12 protein-coding genes are annotated in these 22,464 nt (G+C 44.0%); 2 read left to right on the top strand and 10 right to left on the bottom strand.

The features are described 5' to 3' along the window. The coding region (locus M8E35_RS22410) for an Imm42 family immunity protein (RefSeq protein ID WP_252472685.1) at positions 1-3,476 on the bottom strand (3,476 nt) is incomplete at its 3' end. 410 nt (positions 3,477-3,886) lie between these two features. On the opposite strand from M8E35_RS22410, the gene M8E35_RS22405 reads away from it, so the two are divergent. Beyond that, positions 3,887-4,150, top strand: coding sequence for a hypothetical protein (locus M8E35_RS22405; RefSeq protein WP_252472683.1), 264 nt, complete (start codon positions 3,887-3,889; stop codon positions 4,148-4,150). A gap of 237 nt (positions 4,151-4,387) precedes the next feature. On the opposite strand, the gene M8E35_RS22400 is transcribed toward M8E35_RS22405, so the two are convergent. The 5 genes from M8E35_RS22400 to M8E35_RS22380 all read right to left on the bottom strand — a co-directional run bounded on the left by M8E35_RS22400 (position 4,388) and on the right by M8E35_RS22380 (position 8,088). After that, positions 4,388-4,717 carry a hypothetical protein gene (locus M8E35_RS22400; protein ID WP_252472681.1) on the bottom strand — a complete coding sequence of 110 codons (330 nt, stop codon included), beginning with the start codon at positions 4,715-4,717 and terminating at the stop codon, positions 4,388-4,390. A 15-nt stretch (positions 4,718-4,732) separates the two neighbouring features. Next, on the bottom strand, positions 4,733-5,038 hold the full coding sequence (locus tag M8E35_RS22395; RefSeq protein WP_252472679.1) for a hypothetical protein: 306 nt from the start codon (positions 5,036-5,038) through the stop codon (positions 4,733-4,735). A 146-nt stretch (positions 5,039-5,184) separates the two neighbouring features. After that, positions 5,185-6,420, bottom strand: coding sequence for an IS110 family RNA-guided transposase (locus M8E35_RS22390; protein ID WP_252472677.1), 1,236 nt, complete (start codon positions 6,418-6,420; stop codon positions 5,185-5,187). 204 nt (positions 6,421-6,624) lie between these two features. Then, on the bottom strand, positions 6,625-7,233 hold the full coding sequence (locus tag M8E35_RS22385; protein WP_252472675.1) for a recombinase family protein: 609 nt from the start codon (positions 7,231-7,233) through the stop codon (positions 6,625-6,627). A 372-nt stretch (positions 7,234-7,605) separates the two neighbouring features. Then, the gene (locus M8E35_RS22380; protein WP_252472673.1) at positions 7,606-8,088 is read right to left on the bottom strand and encodes a hypothetical protein; all 483 of its coding nucleotides are present in this window, start codon (positions 8,086-8,088) and stop codon (positions 7,606-7,608) included. Positions 8,089-8,740: 652 nt separating this feature from the next. On the opposite strand from M8E35_RS22380, the gene M8E35_RS22375 reads away from it, so the two are divergent. After that, complete coding sequence (locus M8E35_RS22375) at positions 8,741-9,229, top strand: helix-turn-helix domain-containing protein (protein ID WP_252472671.1); 489 nt, start codon at positions 8,741-8,743, stop codon at positions 9,227-9,229. A 1,055-nt stretch (positions 9,230-10,284) separates the two neighbouring features. On the opposite strand, the gene M8E35_RS22370 is transcribed toward M8E35_RS22375, so the two are convergent. The 4 genes from M8E35_RS22370 to M8E35_RS22355 form a co-directional block, all read right to left on the bottom strand. Beyond that, a complete protein-coding gene (locus tag M8E35_RS22370) occupies positions 10,285-10,536 on the bottom strand; it encodes a hypothetical protein (RefSeq protein WP_252472669.1) in 252 nt (83 codons plus the stop codon). Further along, positions 10,521-12,380, bottom strand: coding sequence for an RHS repeat-associated core domain-containing protein (locus M8E35_RS22365; protein ID WP_252472668.1), 1,860 nt, complete (start codon positions 12,378-12,380; stop codon positions 10,521-10,523). The genes M8E35_RS22370 and M8E35_RS22365 overlap by 16 nt, the downstream gene beginning before the upstream one ends. Positions 12,381-12,548: 168 nt before the next feature. Further along, on the bottom strand, positions 12,549-12,935 hold the full coding sequence (locus tag M8E35_RS22360) for an Imm50 family immunity protein (protein ID WP_252472666.1): 387 nt from the start codon (positions 12,933-12,935) through the stop codon (positions 12,549-12,551). A gap of 16 nt (positions 12,936-12,951) precedes the next feature. After that, positions 12,952-22,365: a DNRLRE domain-containing protein gene (locus tag M8E35_RS22355; RefSeq protein ID WP_252472664.1), complete on the bottom strand. Its 9,414-nt coding sequence runs from the start codon at positions 22,363-22,365 to the stop codon at positions 12,952-12,954. Between the last annotated feature and the right edge of the window lie 99 nt (positions 22,366-22,464).

The following is a 22,464-nucleotide window of genomic DNA, read 5'->3' as shown; positions in this document are numbered from 1 at the left end:
CCACTGTCGTTACCTTTTTCTTGATCTTTGCCGTTGTCGTGGATGCTTTTGTCTTGTCCGTTACCCTTACTACCGGAATTCCCGTTTCCTCCGGAATTGCTACCTCCTGACTTACTATTCCCTCCGGAATTTCCGCCACCGGAGTTCCCTCCAGAATTGCCTCCGCCTTTGCCATTACCGCCGGCGGCTAAAATACGGTATACTGCTACGACGGACGTATTCGATTGAACATCGCTTAGTTTCTTATCTTGGCCATTTCCTTGACCTGGGTTTCCGTTATTCCCTTTATCTTTGTCTTTGTCTTTGCCATTGCCGTTACCATTACCATTTCCGTTTCCTTGACCAGGTTCCGTTTGTATGGGGCCTGGCTCAGTCGGTGCTTGCCAGTATACTCCGACGGTTTTATACAGTCTGTTGCCGTCGCTGTGATAACCGAAGGTTTGAATTTTACCCTGTTGTTCGGTAATTTGAACCAGGCGGTTTTCACTGTCATAGTCATAGGAGGTTACCTGATTGCCTTGGGTGGTGGATCTGATCACGTTGCCATTTTTGTCATAGTCATAACGATCACGGTCACCGTCGTGACTTTTAAGGGTTAATTCATCCCCTTCGTTATAGTCATAGGTCAGATGCTTGGTGTCGTCTTTGCCGGTGATGTCTTCCGTTAGACGGTTGCCGGCTTTGTCATAGGTATAGCTGTAGGTTTTGAGTTCTTGGTCAGATTGTTCGGTAAACCCAATGACTTCATCCGCTGCATCATAGGTGTAGGTCCGGGTATAGACTGAGCCGGTCTGGGTTTGGATCTCTTGGGTAATGTTTCCGGCTTGGTCATAGCCGTACTCAAAGGAGGAGATGATGCTGTCGTCGGCTCCAATGTTTTCCAGCTCGATCAATTGGTCGTTTTCATCGTAGCTGTAACTTACTTTGGCTCCGTTCGGAAGAACGGTTTCGACTCTCCGTCCATTGGCGTCATAGCTGTAGAGGGTCTTTTGCCCTTCCCAGTCCGTGGCTGAGGTGATGCGGTCGAGAGCATCATAGGTGTATTTGACGTATTTACCGTCTGGATAGATGAGCTTGGACTTTCTGCCCAGCTTATCATAGACATACGTTACCTCTTCAGCCGTGGGCAGGCTGACGGACGTGAGTCGTTCCATTTTGTCATAGCTGTAGCCTGTTTCTCCTTCCGGGCCGTCCATGACAGTGCGGCTGCCCATGATGTCATAGTCATAGGAGACGTCTTCACTGTCCTGACTTTGGGCAGGTTCGGCTGTAGTGGGGTCAGCTGGGGCTGAATCTGTTGGAGCCGAGTTTGTAGGAGCAGTATTAACGTCGGTAGATTTCTTTGCCGGAGAAGTTTTTGCCGGAGAAGTCTTTGCCGGATGGGAAGAACGAGTAAATATACTTATCAGTTTGGCTGAACTAGTTTCTTCACTGGGGTTAGTCTGTGAGTCTGTGCTTGCCTCCACTTCAGCTGGGGCTGCATCTTGGATAGTTTCGCCGTTGCTGTCTGCTTGTTTATAGAGTTTCTCTGAGAGACGGTTAAGGATGTCATAGCTGTAGCTTATTTCCGTGCCGTCTGCTTTCGTGTAGTTGGCAAGAGTGCCTACCGGGTTATACTCATAGCTTTCTTTTTCCCCTAAGGGGTTGGTGCGGCTGAGTGTTTCATGCCTTTGATTATAGGTGGAGTTGCTGGTATGGCCGTTGCCGTCGGTGGCAGAGGTTAAGTTGCCGACCGCGTCATAGTCATAGGCTGTGGTGTTGCCCAAGGGGTTCGTAACAGCGCTAAGCCGGTTTAAAGGATCATAGCTGTAGCTGGTGGTGTGGTCATTGCCATCAGTTTGGGCTGCCAAGTTGAGGTTGGGGTCATAGTCAAAACGGGTGGTGTTCCCTAAGGGCTGTTTTACTTTGTTTAATTGGTTCAAGGGGTTATAACTGTAAGTGGTGGTATTTCCTAAAGGATTGGTGATTGTCTCTGTGAGGTTGTTGGGGTTATAGGTGTAGGTGTTGCTTTCCCCTAAGGGGTTGGTGTCTTGGATGCGGTTATTGGTTTCGTCATAATCATAGGAGTAATGTCGGTTACCGGGGATGACAACGTTTTCGATGTTGTCTAAGACGTCATAGTCAATCTTGGTGATTTTTTCTTCTGGGTCGGTGATCTGAGTCAGCCGGTTTAAGATATCGTAGTCATAGGCTGTGGTGTTTCCGTTCGGCTGCTTAACGGTTTCTAAATTGCCAAGCGGATCATAGCTGTAGCTGGTTAAATGCCCGGCTGTGTTTTTGGCGCCGAGGAGCCGATGCATTTTGTCATAACTGTTCGTGAGGATGTTGCCGGCGGAGTCGTATTGTTTATCTTGGTTACCGGCTTTGTCGTAGCTGAAAAAGCGGATATAGCCTTCAGGGTCGGTAACGGAGGTGAGGCGGTGAATTGGGTCATAGGTGTAGCGGGTTTCCGCTCCTAGGGCATCGATCTGTCCGAGCAGGTTGTCGTTGAGGTCATAGCGGTATTGGCTTTCTCCCTGCAGGGCATCGGTGACCTGAGTAGGCATGCGGTGTTTGTTATAGGTATAAGAAGTTTTGTTTCCTCTGGCATCGGTGAAGCCGATAAGGTTGCCTAGTTTGTCATATTGATAAGCGCTGTCAAAGCCCAGGGCATCGACTGTTAGGCTTGAGCGGTTCAGAGGATCGTAGGCATATTGGGTGCTGTTGCCGACTGGATCGGTTTTCTTCACAAGGTTGCCGTTAGGGTCATAGTTGAAGGTGGTTTTGTTGCCTCGTTCGTCGAGCACTGCCTGGAGGCGGTTTAAGGGGTCGTATTCGTAGTTTTTGCTGTTCTCTTTGGCGTTTTTGGTTTCAATGAGGTTGTTGTTTTCGTCATAGAAATATTGGGTTTTGGCTTCTATGGGATTTTGTTCTTCAGTCAGGTTGCCGACACTATCATAAACGTAGCTGAAGAGGCGGCTGCCGGGTTCGAGCTTGGTTTTTAGGTGGCCGAGTCCGTCATAGGTGAGGTTGGTTATTTTTCCTTCTGGGTCAGTGAGTTTACTGATTTGGCCTTTGAGGTCGTATTTATAGTTGACCGTGTTGCCGTCAGGAGTGGTAACCGAGGTGATGTTGCCGGCCAGGTCATAGCTGTATTGGGTGCTACGGGCTAGGACGTCGGTTTGTTCCTGCAGGCGACCGTAGGGATCATATTTCCAATTATTAAAAATATCTACTAGAATATTTGCATCAAACCGCGCCCAAATTTCTTCATTTGCAATCTGCTCATACGGTGATGATTTACAACCATACAAAGTTATATCTAACCTATTAAATAACTGTTTGGTAGTTAAAGAAAACAAGTTTGGATTAATTCGATTACCCGCATCACATACAATATTTTTCATTGCAAATAGTACATCCCTTAAAGAAGTACCAATTTCGTAATCTCCAACACAATTGTCATTAATCCAAAAACATAGTTTTCCATACAACATACTCCACCATATTCTTTATCCAATTCATATTCTTCGATGGTTTTAGGCCGTTTACCGTCTTCCTCTAGGTGTTGGGTGAAGTCGAACGATTTCTTTTGTCTCTCCGCTTAGCTCGATTTGTTTTTGTTTTTGCATGGTTTTTCTCCTCCTCGTCAATTTTTGGTTTGACTTACTTCAAAAGGCACAAAGAAAGGCCAGTGGGATTCGCTTTTCCCGCTGGCCTGTGAGTGAGTCTTCTGTCTGTACTGACGCTACTTTAGGGCAACGTAGGGACTTGTCTGCAGACAATTTTTCTGTCTTTTCTCATAGGCAAACACCGCAACGACCAAAGTTTGGAGCATATATTATTTCCTTGATCAAGCACCTTTCTACTTATGAAAGTGAGCTGGCACATCAAGGAGGTATTGAACATGAATGTTATCGAATTGTACGTGAAGGCAATCGTGGAGAAGTATGGACTAGAGGAAAGTGACATTTTTATTTCCCAAGTTGAATCCTTTGTCTTCGACCCCGAGGAACTAGAGGGTGTTGTCCAGAATTCTATCGTTCTAGATGCTCCACGCCTTATTACTACGTTCCCCGTCAAGTCTGTAGGTGGTGGGCGGTGCGTCCACGTTATCGCGGATAGTGACACTTACGTGGTGCTAGAGATCGTGGAGACAGTGGACCAGTGACAAACTGGGGAAGAGTTCCTCTTTCGAAGAGGGCGCTTTCCCCTCGTTTTTTTTGCACTTTTATCGGTGCCATCATCAACTTGCTCGCTGCATAATGAGGCTGAATTCACTGCAAAAGAAGAAGGACCCAGTTGACTTTTCGCTGGACCCTTGTTCCACATAGGTTTGTTAGAATCGATGTGCCGCGAAACTTACTGCAGAATTATTATTATGCGGTGAAATCAGTTTTAATCCTAGTCAGTTTTCTTTATATTCATAATCTAAGAGTATTGATTTGCCAATTATTTTTGAAGCATTTTGAATATCTAAATTCATTCCTTTTTTTATAAAAGATTTAACAACTTCATAAGCTTCATCTTCAATTGTTGGAAATTTTATGGTTACTACATATAAATTTTCATAAATATACTTCTCACAACAGCTATCACTTTCTATTGTTCCAGAAAATAATAACCCTTCACCAAAATTAAACGCTGGTCTTAAGATGTTATTCGTACTAATACCATCGTTAATTGCAGAATTTCCATTTGGACGAAAAAACATTATCTCTGCTTTTATTGCTAGCATTTCATTCCCACCTCATTAATAATTGTGAGTAATTTCTCGGATAATGTTATTGAAGTCACCTAGTTGGTCCGCATGAATTGTTACAGTACCGTTTTTAAACATAAACTTGTCAACTTGAGTGAAATCTCCAATTCTATTTAACATCTCTGTAGGTACTTTTACCTCAATTATTGCTCCAATATCCGAGTATTTATCTGCAAACTTCATCGTGTCCTCCATGCTTAATCCAAATTGTTTAGCTTGTAGCCCATTTGGAATGATACTAAATTCTCCAGTCTTCATAATATCATAGAATTCATCTGGGCCAACCGCTCTATACAAGCTGGTTAATCCTTCTCCAGCTTTACCCGCCCCCTTAGATGTAAAGCTATCATCACAAATATAAATTTGATGTATTATTTCACCTTACTCTAAAGAACTAATAATACTGCCTAAACCTAAATATACCAATTACATATACAATTCTATCATACTGCCTTATCCTCCGGGAGAGTTGGCAGGATATATTCAGTTTTATTCTTCAACATACCGTAAACAATGTTTACAAGCCTACGCATGATACATACCAGTGCCTGTACCTTTGTTTTGTTCTCTGCAAGTTTACGCTTATAATACACGAGAAATACAGGATTCCGGGGCAGTCCACTTCCTTTAGCTATCTGTATCTGCTGAATAGCCATAAAGTAGAATATACCATGTAACGTCCTGTTACCTTGCTTTGACTTTTGCTCTGTACCCTTCCCTGCAGAGCTGAACTTTACAGGTGCTATCCCCGCAAAACGTGCAAGTTTATTTGGATTGTCAAACCTTCTTATATCCCCAATTTCAGCTAATAGGGCGGCAGCAGTGACAGTATCCACCCCAGGCATAGATTCAAGCTTGTATCCCATTATTCCCAGTATGCGTCTAAGCTCAGCTTCTACCTTCACTATCTCCTGTTTTTTAAACTTAATGTCAGCCACAAGGCTTTTTACTAGAAAGTCCCTTGACTCTTGAAACTCCCTCTTTGGGTTATTATCCTTCTCTATGAGGGCTAATATAGCAATTGCCTTCTTTGTAGAGCAGGCATTATTGCTATGTTTACGAAGGAATCCAGCTAACGTTTCCACTTCTACAGCCCGCAGATGACAGGGTGAAGGATATTCCTCCCAATAAGCTAACGCAGTTTTACCATCAACATCAGAGTAAAATTGTGTATAGCTTGGATAACTGTGTGATAACTGGATATGAAGCTGATTATTCACGGCAGTCATTGCCTTTACAAGTCCATTACGTCTTGCAACAAGCTGTGCTAGGGTCCAGAATGAATCCTGTGGATTGGCATTCGGCAGTATTTCCAGCTTATTTAGCAGCACATTTGCTATACAGAAGGCATCCCAGCTATCCGATTTCTGTGTAGTCGGGTAGCTTTTACGTTCTGCAAACGACAATGCAGAATTGGCTTCTTTGACTATCTGCTTGTTCTCCAACAGGAATACCGCCAGCGAACGACCATAACCACCAGTATCCTCCAACCCGAACATAGGAACAAGTCCATTTTTGGCATGCTTACGCACCTTTTTCAAAAAATCATTGAATGCATGCTGTCTGTTCTCAAAGGTTATTTCATCTAATCTTTCGTTCCAACAGTTAATAATAACTGCCGTATTGGTGTTTTTATGCAGATCAAGTCCTACATAGACATACTTCTGTTTATAATGCATCAACCTCACTCCTCAATACTTCCCATCCAAAAGAATGTCGGCAACCTCAGCGTCAAGCGTTAACCTCCTTTACAGAAAGTCCGCATGGGGGCGACAACCTATCCATTCGTTTTTTAGAGAATACTTGACTTTTCTATATTTAGATCATTTAGAGCAATTTCGGTACTTTGTGCGTTAGTCTATAAAACCCGCATTCCCGAACTGCTACCTACCTTCATACTTCCTGACAAGCTTGTAGAAGGTAGCTTTTTTCAAATTAAGCCTTGTAAATGTTTCTACTGCTGTTGCTTTTCCATGCTTCCATAAACTGTAGTAATAGTCCCATTCAGGTGGGTATTCCATCGAGGGGCGACCGAATTTTACACCTTTCCTCTTTGCTATGAATATCCCCTCAGCCTGTCTTGTCTTGATGCGTGACCTTTCTTCCTCTGCAAAGTAGCTTAATAGCTGCAATACAATGTCAGTAATGAGACTTTCCAAACCGGAGATATTTTTATATTTGGTGGAGTCCAGTAGAGGCATGTCCATTACAATAATGTCTGCACCTATTTCCTTCGTGATGTTCCGCCATTCCTCCAATATCTGCTCTTTGTTTCTACCGAAGCGATCTAATGATTTGATATACAGCTTGTCGCCTGGCCTTAAATAGCTTTTTAAAACCTTATACATAGGTCTGTCGAAGTCTTTTCCTGACTGCTTGTCAATAAATATGTCTCGCTCGTTGATGCCAAGAGCAAGTATATCTTTAACTTGCCTATCAACATTTTGGTCTTTACTGCTTACCCTTACATAGCCAAAAGCCTTTGTTTGCATGCCCTTCACCTACTATACCTGATTTTTAAGCACATTATATGACTGACCGCTTACAAAGGTCGACCAGAAAATGCAAACGTTTACAAACTTGGTTTTAGGGTTTTATACACCCGAAAACATCGCCATTTCCGGCCGTACAAAAAAGTTTACGATTATGCACGGGGGTATTTATGTCTCAGCAACCCCCCTTAATATGCAAATTGTATTAACAAACTCCGATGATTCATTTCGGCAATAAGATATACAATTTTTTAGAGCAAATTTTATAGTAGAAATTGATCAATTTTAAAAATATTTTTTAAAAAAGAAAGAAGCGAGTGTTATTACGGCTGAACACTTGCTTCTTTTCTGTACTTTTATGCTGTTGTTGCTTTATAGTGCTTTAGTTGGTTCTTCCTTTGCCTTAGCTTCGGGGGGCTTTTTTCTGTTTGCATTGCCGGCTATGTACAGCCTGTCAGCGATTAGCTTATCTACTCCGAAACACTCCTGTAGTATTGCAAATATCCCCTGCATGGATATACCGGAGTATTCCAGCTTGCTATTCACATAAAGACTTGCCGCAAGTACACCGCCCCCCTTCACATAAAATACCTGTACCTCTTTTTCTTTAACAGGAACTATAAAGCTATTACTGTATGCTGTAGCAATAGAATTGTCGGGTATAATTCTGCATTTAAGAGTTATTTTTTTGCCGTTTATTGTTACCTCAACTTTTTTGGGGGCGGTTTCGACTGCTTCACCGTTTATGATGAGTCTGTTTGAAAATTTCAAAATAGTATCTACTTTAGTCTCGTCAACTTTTTGAGCGGCAACCTCTATAATACTCTCCGTTGCTTTTACGATTACTTTGGCCATATCAAACATCCTTTCTTAGCCCTATTGGGCAGTTTCCAGCTTGTTGGTTGTCCATAATGTAAATATAAACTCATTGCTTTACAATCTCGACCTGAATATACCTCTTTGCGCTCTATTGAGCTTAAGGAGACTGTGCTTTTAGCCCCACTGCCAACATTTATTAAGTAGCCACACTTACAAACTAATACATTAAAAAAACGACACAACGATTACAAGCTTAAAACTATAGGGGGAATGTTTAAAAAATGGCAATCTGAAAAATATTTATTTGTAGTCTTATTGTCAAATGACCTTTCTTGTGTTCTATATAGTGATCCACATTAATAACTGGAGGGATTGTTGCTATGACTAACTGGGATACAAGCTGAAAAATTCATTCTTGGGGGGCCGTTTTCTCTCATGCTATAGTAGATTCTGAGGAAAGATTTTTAGAAATTCCAGTATTTCTTATTTAACTATTTCTTATCTAGTATTTGTTATTAATATTTATTATTTATATGCAAAAGTTAACACCCCTAGGATGCTTATTTAAACACTCCCAGGGGTGCTAAACTTAACAAAAATATTGGGTTGAGGTGCTAATGTATACAGCGGTGTTAGAATTAGCAGGATGTTTACTTTAGCAGTCCTTATCATTGAAAGGATGAATTTTATGACTAAGTGGCAGAGATGTATGGATAGTATTACTACAACCGGCGGTGCTGTTTTCAGTAATAAAGCTTTAAGAAAGTATTTTAAGGAACATCATTGCAAGAACTCCATGGACAAGTCATATATTGATTTAGCTGATATTTATGGGCAGATAGTTTCTCAAGGTGCTTTTTGGGAGAAGCAGAACAAGACAACTGGCGAGGAGGGCTTTTTTTATACCTCAGCTGACTATATAGCTGATGAACTATGCCTTTCGGTTAGAAGGGTCAGGGACTTGATTGATGTGCTTGCTGATTGTGGTTTGCTCCTTAAAAGGATTGACCCCGGACATCCTAACAGTTATGCACCAAGGCTTGATAGGTTTATCGAATTGACGAAGGATGTTACCTTTAAGTATCGTGAACAGGCGAAGGATAAAAAATTTTACAGAGAGCATGGACGTGATAGAGAAACTAAGCATGTTGGTCGTAGGGAAGCTCGTATGTTTTAAATATATTGTATTTCTAATTCACAATGGGCTAAAATTTTCCGGGGATATAAAAATGGGGTGGTGTGTAGCAAGGTACCAGAGGACTGACTGGAAGCGTTTCACAGGAAATTATCAAAACCGCCGCCCCACATAAAAACCTTACTCTTTACGACTCCAAGCGGGACATACAATTACAGTGTCTATATGCATTAAAGCAGTGACAAAGAGAGCTACAATGTTGACATTTTGAAGTATAGTTATATTTTGCGGTATCAAGCGGGATAAGTACCAAAGAATAAAACCACCGCCCCCTGCAAACAAAGTCATATTAGATATTCAGTAAATGCAAATAAAAACAATAGTAGTATACAACTTTGAAGTGATGATACTTGATTTTATAGCATTATCCTTTAGGACGGTTTTACAGACCAAAATTCTAGAAATGTTATATAGCCGTATTTTATTACAACCCCTTATTTTACTGGGCTAATCGGACTTGAAAGATTCTAATATTCATTGATACTGCACTGTGACTGATCTGTTACTTTTTGCGTAAAACAACAAATTTGATGGCCTCTGAGGACGGGTAAAGACATATTTTGCATAAAACTACAGGAGGGGCTTCCCGAGAAGTTCCCTCCTGTTTAATCTTAGTGGCAGACAACACAGTCTTCGTTTTGCACGCTTTATATTGTTGCATAGTAAGTTATGCTGGGACAATTAAACAAAACGGTTAAAACACATTTTACAGCGTTAGTTAGCCCATCAACTAATAGTATGGTTGCCGGGCATGAATGTATTATCTCAACACAATTCGACCTTAGGTTCATATGCTGCATCGAATTCATTGCAAAAGAAAAAGGGTCCAGTTGACTTTACACTGAACCCTTATGCCACTTCTGTTTGATAGAATCGTTGTACTAAAAGACTAACTCCAGAATTATCATTATGCTGTCAGCTTTTCTGCGTTCAGTTAGGCGGAAGTGATATAGCTATACATCTTGACCTTTTCAGTCGCTCAACTTCGCAGTATTGTCGACAGTCTAACCAGTATTTTATAATCAGTCAGTAATCCCTCACTGATACTTTTCCCATATACCTTTGAATGGGAAATCGGGGTGTACTAGTCTCCAAATCTGAGGACACGACGTACACTTGAACCATTGTTCTGGGAACCCTGCATAATGTTTCTGAACAGGCACTTCTATCAAATCTCCATCCTTTTCAAGACCTTTAATGTACTTCTGAAATCTTTCAAATTCCCAAATTGATTGAAACTCGTTTATCTCCTCTAACACATTACAAATGCATTCTATTTTACCAACCATGATGAATCCACCTTTTCAATATAGACTTGACTGCCACCACCTACTAGTCCACCCTGTTGAGCAGCCGCACCTTGGTAAATTGTTGTACCCTCAGGTACCTTAATCGTAGCAACATTCTCGGCTGTATTTCCCCACCCTTGATCCAACGCACTATCTATCGTAGATTGTAGCGGTCCTTGGGGTTTAGTCGTCGTCCAATAGCTACTTAACTCTCCAGCTTTTCCACCATAAACCCGATACAAAGTGGTTTCCCCCTGTGTTACTACTTGGGTATAGGTACCACTGCGGAAAGTGTTTGCAATAGCATCAGGTAATGGCCCTTTCACCATTGGACCATACGTTACAGCTTTACCCGCCCCCTCAGAACCTTTCTCTGCAAATCGCTGTAGATCCATCTGGAGCCGGCCAATCCTCGCGGTTTCATTTCCAACTTCCGCAGCTTCAGCCCCAACTTTTTCTGCCTTAGAAAGCTTATCTAATCCTTTTGGACCCACGACGAGCAACAAGGCTTCGCTAACTGCTCTACCAGTAAATCGTGCACTGCTATTTGCATCTCCGTTTATTACATTTTCTTCATATGAGTTGGAAACCTGATTCCAAATAGCCTTACTGGTAACCACGGGATGAGCGGCTGCATTAATTATTCCTTCCGCGGTATCTATGGGATGCGTTACCATTTCTTTTAATCCAATTACAGTACTTTTACCTGTATCCCATACTCCTAATCCAAAACTCCCAATTACAGATAGTCCATCACACCCATTGTTTTTATAACTGAAACGTTTCTCCGCCATTTTCTCAGCATAAGCCTTATTGGCATTCATCGTCACAGATGCCTGATCTGCATTTAACCTGTCAAGATTACTTATCGTTGGTCCAACCGATGAATTTTCTGGAACAACGTGAGGATTTCGCAAAGGTCGTATTACTTCCGTTATAGGCTTATAGACCGTAGGCTCAGGCCTAGCGTTCATTGGAGAGTATTGTAAAAACTGTTCCGCGAGCGTAGGCTTATATGAATATGCTTGGAAGGTGTCGGGGTTTGGTATATGCCCGCTCGGATCAGAATACATCACCGGATTATTAGCCGTATACACATACCGATTTAGACTCAGCGGGCTCATGATCTCACCCAAATAACTATCCCTAGTCTGGAACCTGCCCATACTCGGGTCATAATACCTAGCTCTTAAGAACTGCAGGCCCGAATCAATATCATGAGCTTCACCGTTGTAGCCATAGGGGTTGTTAAAGAGCTTGGTGTTCGGGCTTAACTGCCCGCCAGGCATAGGAGTACCAAAGGGGTCATAACGGTATTTATCCCTTACATGCCCTGCAGAGTTAATCATCTGGGTTACGCTGTTATGCCCGTCATAGAGGTAATAGAGGGGATCGTTGGGTACACCTTCGACGGCGACTAAGTCTCTTTCTGCTATTCTTTCGTTGCCGAAAGTGTAAACTCCTCTGTAGACTCCATCTTTATCTGTGGTCATTAAGGTTTGAGTATTTTTTAGGGAGACATCATTGATGTAGTTAATAACCTCATAAGCATCTGGTTTGTTTATGGGAGCCTGATCAATCGGATTCATAGGATGGTCAGCTCGTTTATACCAGCCAAGGTGTTTGCCTTTGTTTCCTTTTACTTTTTTGAGTTTTTTCTTATCCCAGCCCACGTGCTTGCCACTGTCGTTACTCTTTTCTTGATCTTTGCCGTTATCATGGATGCTTTTGTCTTGTCCGTTACCCTTACTACCGGAGTTCTGGTCAATCTGCTCGCTGCAATATGCGGCTGAATTCACTGCAAAAGAAAAAAATGGGTCCAGTTGACTTTTCGCTAGACCCATGTACCGCATCGGTTTGTTTGAATCGATGTTCTAAGAAACTGACTTCAGAATTATTATTATGTGGTCAGTTTTCTTTTCCATACCAAGCTTGTCTCAAAATATGTGGCTAAAAGCTTTGCATGTTTCAGCCACCAGCTTCCGAAGTTTTGCGTAATTTTGCATTGAAGGTTACGTTTGATTGCAATACCCTTCTATCGATTGTATCATACCTACCCCAGCTCTAATTTTAGCTCCAATTGAACCAGTTACTTCAACTATAATCATACCTTCTTTATCCTTTTCTATTTCGATACTACCTCTATACCTATTGTCGATTGACTTTAGCATCACTTCTTTGATATCAAAAAAGTCTACTTGAACTATAGCTGTATTGCAACCTAAACCCACCCACTTTTTAGGTGGTTTGTCTGCAAAATAAGGCATATCAAAAACAAGCGATATTCTATCCCCCTCATCGAGGATTTTTATTTGTGCGATTCGTACGTTTGCTAGATGCGGAATTTCAGTGTACATATTCTTTATAAACATATTTTTTTCTAGACTTTCATACCACATATTGTCACCTCGCAACTTATTTATTAAAAGGATAATGGGCATTCGTTCCAGGGACACTTCCCGTACGGGGATTTTCAATTGGTCTTACATTGAAGTGTGGTCCTTGACCACCTTTCGGGTGTCCAGCACTGTGTTCTTGGATGATAATATTCTTCCCATCTTGATTGGTATAATAGTACTCTCTTGTATAAATGACATTCCCATTTGCATCTTTAATTACATGTCCACCCTCATGTGGAGCAGATTTCATAGGGACACTTTCAACCGCATCAGGGTGTTGACTTCTTAGTATGCCAGCATCCCTTTTAGCTTGGTTTAAAGCGCCATTTCTCCCTTGAAGAAGATTAGCATTACCCGCGCCCCCTTTTAGTAGAGCCGCAGCTTTATCTGTGTATTTTAGAGCTCCGACTAACGGTAGTACCCCTGCTGTATCAAGTGTCGTCTTTCCAACATGGCTCCACGACCATTCCCAATTCTTTACATCATAAGATATGTCTCTGATGTCTCCTGGCAAATCTACCCCAAGTAAACCCGTACCTATTTGTCCTGCTGTTCCAAGAGCAGTTACATCATTTGTGTAATTACCTAGTATAAGCTGTTTTCCAGATGAAACTAGATAATCAGCATTACTCGTCCCCTGAGAAGATATATCCTCCCCATCACATAGAACTTTATTATAATTCGGCTTCTTCGCAGATGTATGATCTGCATATGACTTAGAATCTGTAACTCTAACACTATTATTTACACTATTACTTATCGTTGGTCCAACCAATATATTCTCCGGAACAACTTGGGGATTTTTCAATGAGCGTATAACTTCCGTTATAGGTTTATTAACCGTAGGCTCAGGCCTAGCGTTCATTGGAGAGTATTGTAAAAACTGTTCCGCGAGCGTAGGCTTATATGAATATGCTTGAAAGGTGTCGGGATTAGGTATATGACCGCTCGGATCTGAATACATGACTGGATTATTAGCCGTATACACATACCGATTTAGACTCAGCGGGCTTATGATCTCACCCAAATAACTATCCCTGGTCTGGAATCTACCCATGCTCGGATCATAATACCTGGCCCTTAAGAACTGCAAGCCCGAATCAATATCATGAGCTTCACCGTTGTAGCCATAGGGGTTGTTGAATAGTCTGGTATTCGGGCTTAACTTCCCGCCGGGCATGGGGGCACCAAAGGGGTCATAACGGTATTTGTCCCGAACATGCCCTGCTGAGTTTATCATCTGGGTTACGCTGTTATGCCCGTCATAGAGGTAATAGAGGGGATCGTTGGGTACGCCTTCGACGGCGACTAAGTCTCGTTCTGCTATTCTTTCGTTGCCATAGGTGTAAACTCCTCTGTAGACTCCCTCTTTATCTGTGGTCATTAACGTTTGAGTATTTTTTAGAGAGACATCATTGATGTAGTTAATAACCTCATAAGCATCCGGTTTGTTTATGGGAGCCTGATCAATCGGATTCATAGGATGGTCAGCTCGTTTGTACCAGCCAAGGTGTTTGCCCTTGTTCCCTTTTACTTTCTTGAGTTTTTTCTTATCCCAGCCCACGTGCTTGCCACTGTCGTTACCTTTTTCTTGATCTTTGCCGTTGTCGTGGATGCTTTTGTCTTGTCCGTTACTCTTACTACCGGAGTTCCCGTTTCCTCCTGAATTGCCACCTCCTGAGTTACTTTTACTTCCGGAATTTCCGCCACCGGAGTTCCCTCCAGAATTGCCACCGCCTTTGCCATTACCGCCGGCGGCTAACATACGGTATACTGCTACGACGGACGTATTCGATTGAACATCGCTTAGTTTCTTATTTTGGCCATTTCCTTGACCTGGGTTTCCGTTATTCCCTTTATCTTTGTCTTTGCCATTGCCGTTGCCATTACCTTTTCCGTTTCCTTGACCCGGTTCCGTTTGTATGGGGCCCGGCTCTGTAGGTGCTTGCCAGTATACTCCTACGGTTTTATATAATCTGTTGCCGTCGCTGTCATAACCGAAGGTTTGGATTTTACCCTGTTGTTCGGTAATTTGGACTAGGCGGTTTTCACTGTCGTAGTCATAGGAGGTTACTTGATTGCCTTGGGTGGTGGATCTGATCACGTTACCGTTTTTGTCATAGTCAAAACGATCACGGTCACCGTCGTGACTTTTAAGGATTAGTTCATCCCCTTCGTTATAGTCATAGGTCAGATGCTTGGTGTCGTCTTTGCCGGTGATGTCTTCCGTTAGACGGTTGCCGGTTTTGTCATAGGTATAGCTGTAGGTTTTGAGTTCCTGGTCGGATTGTTCGGTAAATCCAATGACTTCATCAGCTGCATCATAGGTGTAGGTGCGGGTATAGACTGAGCCGGTCTGGGTTTGGATCTCTTGGGTGATGTTGCCGGCTTGGTCATAGCCGTACTCAAAGGAGGAGATGATGCTGTCGTCGGATCCTTTGTTTTCCAGCTTGATCAATTGGTCGTTTTCATCATAGCTGTAACTTACTTTGGCTCCGTTCGGAAGAACGGTTTCGATTCTCCGTCCATTGGCGTCATAGCTGTAGAGGGTCTTTTGCCCTTCCCAGTCCGTGGCTGAGGTGATGCGATCGAGAGCATCATAGGTGTATTTGACGTATTTGCCGTCTGGATAGATGAGCTTGGACTTTCTGCCCAGCTGATCATAGACATACGTTACTTCTTCAGCCGTGGGCAGGCTGACGGACGTGAGTCGTTCTATTTTGTCATAGCTGTAGTCTGTTTCTCCTTCTGGGCCGTCCATGACGGTGCGGCTGCCCATGATGTCATAGTTATAGGAGACGTCTTCGCTATCCTGACTTTGGGCAGATTCGGCTGTAGTGGGGTCAGCTGGGGCTGAATCTGTTGGAGCAGTATTAACGTCGGTAGATTTCTTTGCCAGAGAAGTTTTTGTCGGAGAAGTCTTTGCCGGATGGGAAGAACGAGTAAATATATTTATCAGTTTGGCTGAATTAGGTTCTTCACTGGAGTTGGTCTGTGAGTCTGTGCTTGCCTCCACTTCAGCTGGGGCTGCATCTTGGATAGTTTCGCCGTTGCTGTCTGCTTGTTTATAGAGTTTCTCTGAGAGACGGTTAAGGATGTCATAGCTGTAGCTTATTTCTGTGCCGTCTGCTTTGGTGGCGCTGGAAAGAGTACCTACCGGGTTATACTCATAGCTTTCTTTTTCCCCTAAGGGGTTGGTGCGGCTGAGTGTTTCATGCCTTTGGTTATAGGTGGAGGTGCTGGTGTGTCCGTTGCCGTCGGTGGCAGAGGTTAAGTTGCCGACCGCGTCATAGTCATAGGCTGTTGTGTTGCCCAAGGGGTTCGTAACCGCGCTGAGCCGGTTTAAAGGATCATAGCTGTAGCTGGTGGTGTGGTCATTGCCGTCAGTTTGAGCTGCCAAGTTGAGGTTAGGGTCATAATCAAAACGAGTGGTATTGCCTAAGGGCTGTTTTACTTTGTTTAATTGGTTCAAGGGGTTATAGCTGTAAGTGGTGGTATTTCCTAAAGGATTGGTGATCGTCTCTGTGAGGTTGTTGGGGTTATAGGTGTAGGTGTTGCTTTCCCCTAAGGGGTTGGTGTCTTGGATGCGGTTATTGGTTTCGTCATAATCATAGGAGTAATGCCGGTTACCGGGGATGACGACGTTTTCAATGTTGTCTAAGATGTCATAGTCAATCTTGGTGATTTTTTCTTCTGGGTCGGTGATCTGAGTCAGCCGGTTTAAGATATCGTAGTCATAGGCTGTGGTGTTTCCGTTCGGTTGCTTAACTGTTTCTAAATTGCCGAGCGGATCATAGCTGTAGCTGGTTAAATGCCCGGCTGTATTTTTGGTGCCGAGGAGCCGATGCATTTTGTCATAGCTGTACGTGAGGATGTTGCCGGCGGAGTCATATTGTTTATCTTGGTTACCGGCTTTGTCGTAGCTGAAAAAGCGGATATAGCCTTCAGGGTCGGTAACGGAGGTGAGGCGGTGAATTGGGTCATAGGTGTAGCGGGTTTCCGCTCCTAGGGCATCAATCTGTCCGAGCAGGTTGTCGTTGAGGTCATAACGGTATTGGCTTTCTCCCTGCAGGGCATCGGTGACCTGAGTAGGCATGCGGTGTTTGTTATAGGTATAAGAAGTTTTGTTTCCTCTAGCATCGGTGAAGCCGATAAGGTTGCCTAGTTTGTCATATTGATAAGCGCTGTCAAAGCCCAGGGCATCGACTGTTAGGCTTGAGCGGTTCAGAGGATCGTAGGCATATTGGGTGCTGTTGCCGACTGGATCGGTTTTCTTCACAAGGTTGCCGTTAGGGTCATAGTTGAAGGTGGTTTTGTTTCCTCGTTCGTCGAGCACTGCCTGGAGGCGGTTTAAGGGGTCGTATTCGTAGTTTTTGCTGTTTTCTTTGGCGTTTTTCGTTTCGATGAGGTTGTTGTTTTCGTCATAGAAATATTGAGTTTTGGCTTCTATGGGATTTTGTTCTTCAGTCAGGTTGCCGACGCTATCATAAACGTAGCTGAAGAGGCGGCTGCCGGGTTCGAGCTTGGTTTTTAGGTGGCCGAGTCCGTCATAGGTGAGGTTGGTTATTTTTCCTTCCGGGTCAGTGAGTTTACTGATTTGGCCTTTGAGGTCGTATTTATAGTTGACCGTGTTGCCGTCAGGGGTAGTGACTGAGGTGATGTTGCCGGCCAGGTCATAGCTGTATTGGGTGCTACGGTCTAGGATGTCGGTTTGTTCCTGCAGGCGACCGAAGGGGTCATAGATGAAGTTGTAAATGTTGCCGCCGTTGTCTTCGCTTTTTATTTTGCGGTTCATAAGGTCATAGGTGTATTCACTCTTCAGGCCAAGAGGATCTTGGGCATTGATGAGGCGGTTGACGGAGTCAAAGGCATAGCTGTAGCTGCCGCCTTCGGCATCGATGAGGGCGATGGTGTTACCGTTTTGGTCATATTGTAGCTCGGTGATGCCGCCAAGGGCGTCTGTAACTTTGACGGCGAGGCCGCGTCCGTTATATTCATATGAGGTGGCATGGCCGAGGGGATCGAGCTTTTGGTCTAAACGTCCTGCTGGGTTGTAGCGGTACTGGATGATGCCCTCTAAGGGATCCTTGACTGCCTGCAGGCGGTTAAGGGGATCGTAGGTGAGGGTAGTTTTGTTGCCTCGGGCATCGGTGACTGCTGTGAGGTTGCCGGCGAGATCGTAAGCGAGGGTCTTTGTGTGCCCGTTGGGGTCTACCGTTTCTTTAAGCTTGTTGATGCTGTTATAGCTGTAAGAGGTGGTTTTTCCTTCTTCATTCGTACGAGTGATGGGGAGGTTAGCGTCGTTATAGCTGTATTTTACTTCATAGTCCAACGGATCAGTGGTTTGGAGCAGGTTCCCGTTCGGGTCATAGCGATAGTGATACTCGCGCCCGAGGCTGTCTTGGATTTGGCTGATATGGCTTAGGTTATCATAGGTGAGAGTGGTTTTGACACCGGTGATGTCGGTAATTTCGTTGGGACGGTTGAGCTCGTCGTAGCGGTATTGTTTTTTGGTGCTGTCTGGGAAAACCACTCTCAACAGGTTGCCGACTGGGTCATATTGGTAGGTTGTGGTCTGGCCAAGGGCCGTGACGGTTTGAGCTGGTTTGTCTACACTGGTATTGTAAGTGATGCTGGTTTTATTTCCTTTGGGGTCGGTGACAGAGAGGATTTGGCCTAGGGCATCCCGTTCATAGACGGTGAGACCATTATCCTGGTCTTGGGTTTTGGTGAGGCGGTTTAAGGAGTCATAGGTGTATTTGATTCTGTAATCTGAAGGATCTTTTTCTTCCGTTTTGTTGCCGTTAGGATCATAAGTGTATGCCGTGCTGTTGCCAAGGGGATCCTGGACGGCAGCGAGATGGTCCATTGGGTCGTAGGAGAAGTGGACGGTGTTTTGTCTGCCGTCGGTTATGGCGGTGTTATTGCCGTTAGGGTCATAGGTATAGCGGGTAATGCTCTGGTCAGGGAGCTGGGTGTTTAAGAGGCGCCCGGCTGGGTCATAGGCCAGGCGGGTTAGTTTTCCTTCCGGGTCGATGACCGTGACAGGTAATCCGAGGGGATTGTAGTAATAGCGGTAGTCATGATTGAGGGGGTCTTTGACCTGGGTGGGGTCGGCCCCTTCGTATTCGTAGGATGTGAGGTTGCCTTCCGGGTCTTTGATGGTAAGCATCAGCCCCTGGCTGTTGTAGGTGTATTCTGTGCTGCTGCCGTCAGGAAGGGAGGCTTGGATCAAGCTCCCTTTGTTGTCATAGGCATTAGACGCTGTGTGGCCGTTGTAGTCGGTGGAGGTCAGGAGATTATTTTTATTGTCATAGGTAAAGGTTTGGCTTAAGCCGTCCCAGCGTGTTTCTTTCGTTTTATTGCCCTGGGAATCGTAGGCATAGGTCATTACTCGATCTAGTACGTCTTTAAACGAGGACCGGTTGTTCTCCGCGTCATAGGTATATTCTTCTGTGTTGCCGTCAGGTTTGACGGTTTTGGTGATCCTGTATTGATCGTCAAAGTAATAGGTGGTTTTGTTGCCATTGGCATCAGTCGATTCGTTGTAGCCGTCATAGTAGGCTATGCTTGCTTGGCCGCCGTTGGCGTCGATTTGGGTGACGACCCTGCTTTGTTCGTCATAGGTATTTTGTATGACCCTGTTGCCATTCGGGTCAAGATAGGAGACCATACGTCCTTGTGAGTCGTAGTTGTAGGTGGTTTCCCGACCGCCAGCATCGGTGTAAGTAGCGAGGTTGCCGTCTTCGTCATAGGTATAGTCAAGTGAGCCGCCGTTAGGCAACCCGATGGAGGTGATACGAGCCTGGGCATCCGTCATGACTGAAAATACTTTGCCTGCGGGAGAGACTATGCTTGTGAGCCGTTCATTCAGATCGTAGTTCAACCGGGTGCGATTGCAATTTTTATCTTCGATCGCTTTAAGTAGACCATCAAGGGCAAAATAGTAAATGCTTTGATCTTTCAGAGTGAGTTTATAATCCTCTGTTTGTTTCTCTAGAGTATAGTTCTCACCCACAGGAGCTGTATAGCTTCCGTCTGGGTTTTTCTGAAAGTTAATAATACTGCCGTCACTGCGGATATAAGCCACAGAGTTGTCCGCCATAAAAGCGAGATACTGGTTAAAATTAGAGTCCCAGCGGTTGCCGAAGGGACCACGGTGAACGCCCGTTTTTGCATTATAAGCCCTAGCGATTGTGAACTTGCCACCGAAGTCTGGGATACTGAGATCCTCGGCGTTATAGTAAAAATTACCTGTAAGCATATTGATCGGTTCAAAGTCAAAAACACAGTTTTTGGCGCGGCCTATCATGCTGGCGTCAAAAAGCTTTTTCTGTTCATCGGTGAGATCAGTTGGGGTCATGGCTTTTCCTTGGTTTTGCTGCGGGTTGCGGATGAAGATGACATTGTTTTCAATGAGTCCGTCTTTGCCTATGTTGTTGTCTAATTTTAATTGGTCTATCGTCACATCATAAAATCCGGCGATCCTTGAAAGGAGATCAAAGGTTTTAACCTGATATATCTGAAAGCTTTCGCTGACAGAGGTCCCGATTAAATCTCCTTCTTCGTCGAAAGCCTTCGCTTCAATATGGTAGAGAGTATCCATTTTTGGCACAAAGAGCTTGTTTGTCTGCCAGTTGCTCTCTTTGGCGGTGTATTGGTTAAAGGAGCCTCCGTCTTTAAGGAGATCGCTAAACATTTCTTCCGGATGGAAATTGGGATAACGGTAGCTTACGGCTGCTGATACGCTACCGCTAAAGCCCTCACCGTTGTCGGGGACTGCAGAGTATTTAATGGTAGATTTGGGCACAGCCAGCCCGTCCGCAGTAAGTCCGACAAATTGCCGGAGGCCATTATTATTGACGGCTACGTACGGCCTAAGCTTGATAGAAGGATCGGCGGGAGTTTCGCCTGGGTCGATGGAGCCTTTATCTTCGTGGGTTATTTCGATATAGGGTGTGGGATGATCCTTGTTGTCTACGGAAGCGAAAACTTCGGCCTGCTCCAGTTCGTTATTATACATAAGCATGATGCCATGGTTTGTCGCACCAGCATTCATGTCATTCATTAGATTGGTCATGTCCCACTGGACATAACCGGTGCTGCCATCAATGGTGGCACTGCTTACGAAACTGGTCTCCTGCGGCTGTGTATTCCAGGTCAACCCGGCTATACCGAAAGACTCGTTAACCCGCTGCAGTTCGACCTTTCTTGGTGCTTCACTCCAACTAGTGAATTTGTACATATTTAGGCTAGCTGAACTGACACTCTGATCCGGACCGAGATCGGGCTTGGTGAATTTGAGAAAGGTCCTGGTCATAAGGTGCGCTTCCCCGTACTCAGCCAGGTTGCCGCTAATTTTCCCATCATCATAGCCGATATATGAATAGGCATTATCTGTATAGACATCCGGTGAACCTTGTTCTACAGATGTATCAGCTATATCACTAGAGTTAATCGTTACCGTGGGATCAATTCGAACAGGGTACGCCCTTTCAGGCGCTGTAAGCCAGTCTTTATCTACAGTTAGGATAATTCGATCTTTTTGGAGAATGTTTTTTTCTAAGTGCAACTCTACTTTCTTAGATACCTTACCCGAGGCATCCACCATATAAGGGGCAGGAATGGTCCACGTAGGGCTGCTGCTTCCTTGTTCATAGCCAAAAATTGCTCCCTTTTCTTGTTTTAGCTCAATTCCTTCTGTTTTGACAGCAAAGCTGAATTGTGTCCGGTCAGTCTGGTTATTTAGAATTATGTCTTCTTTAACGTTGGTGTTTAGGACCGTATAGCTGTAATCAATTCCTGGGAAGACGTCATTATAGAGGATGGCGTTTTCTTTGACCGCACTGCGGGAGAAATCTCCTTCTACAGGGATGAGTTCCAGCCGGGCTTTATCTTTGGTTATGCTGATGGGCTTGTCCTTTGTCAGACTCTCGGGAAAGCTTACTTTATAGTCATTAGCTTTGTTTATGTAAGTTTTGTCTCCAGCGTTTTCAGTATCGGAATTACGGCCAGGTTTGTCTGTTTTTTCTATTACCAAGGTATTATCTATGTCCTGGTAGCTGCCGTTAGCCTCTTTGTAATGGATTTTTTCGAGAAAAACAAACGTGTTGTTATGGCCGTTGCCAGCAGAGAAGGTTTTGCTGTTGACGGTTCGTTTATCGGGTTTTTCCTGTTCCTGATGGAAGCGTCCTTGATAGGGTTGGGATGATTTTTGTACCGATGGGGTGCGCAATGGTTTTTGCGTTTTGGCGGAGTCCGAAGAGATTTCTTTGATTTTTTTAGAGATCGGTAGAGTTTGTCCATAATATTTACCATGAACCGGATCGGTTAAAGTTTTGGCCATAGCCACGTTAGCAAGGATACCATTTAAGATTAAACTGACTGCAAGGGCTAAACCCATGGCTTTCTGCCAAAATTTCTTGGGCATCTCTTTTTCCCCCAAATCTGATATTTTTTTCACTTTCTTTTGCGGTTTGCTATATACGAAGGTAAAAACTAAAGCCTTTCTCCAAAAGAGGAGAAAGGC

The sequence above is a fragment of the Desulfosporosinus nitroreducens genome (genome assembly GCF_023897015.1).
Classification (GTDB): Bacteria; Bacillota; Desulfitobacteriia; order Desulfitobacteriales; family Desulfitobacteriaceae; genus Desulfosporosinus; species Desulfosporosinus nitroreducens.
The sequence above is the reverse complement of the archived record's forward strand: the minus strand, read 5'-3'. Positions and strand labels throughout refer to the sequence as shown.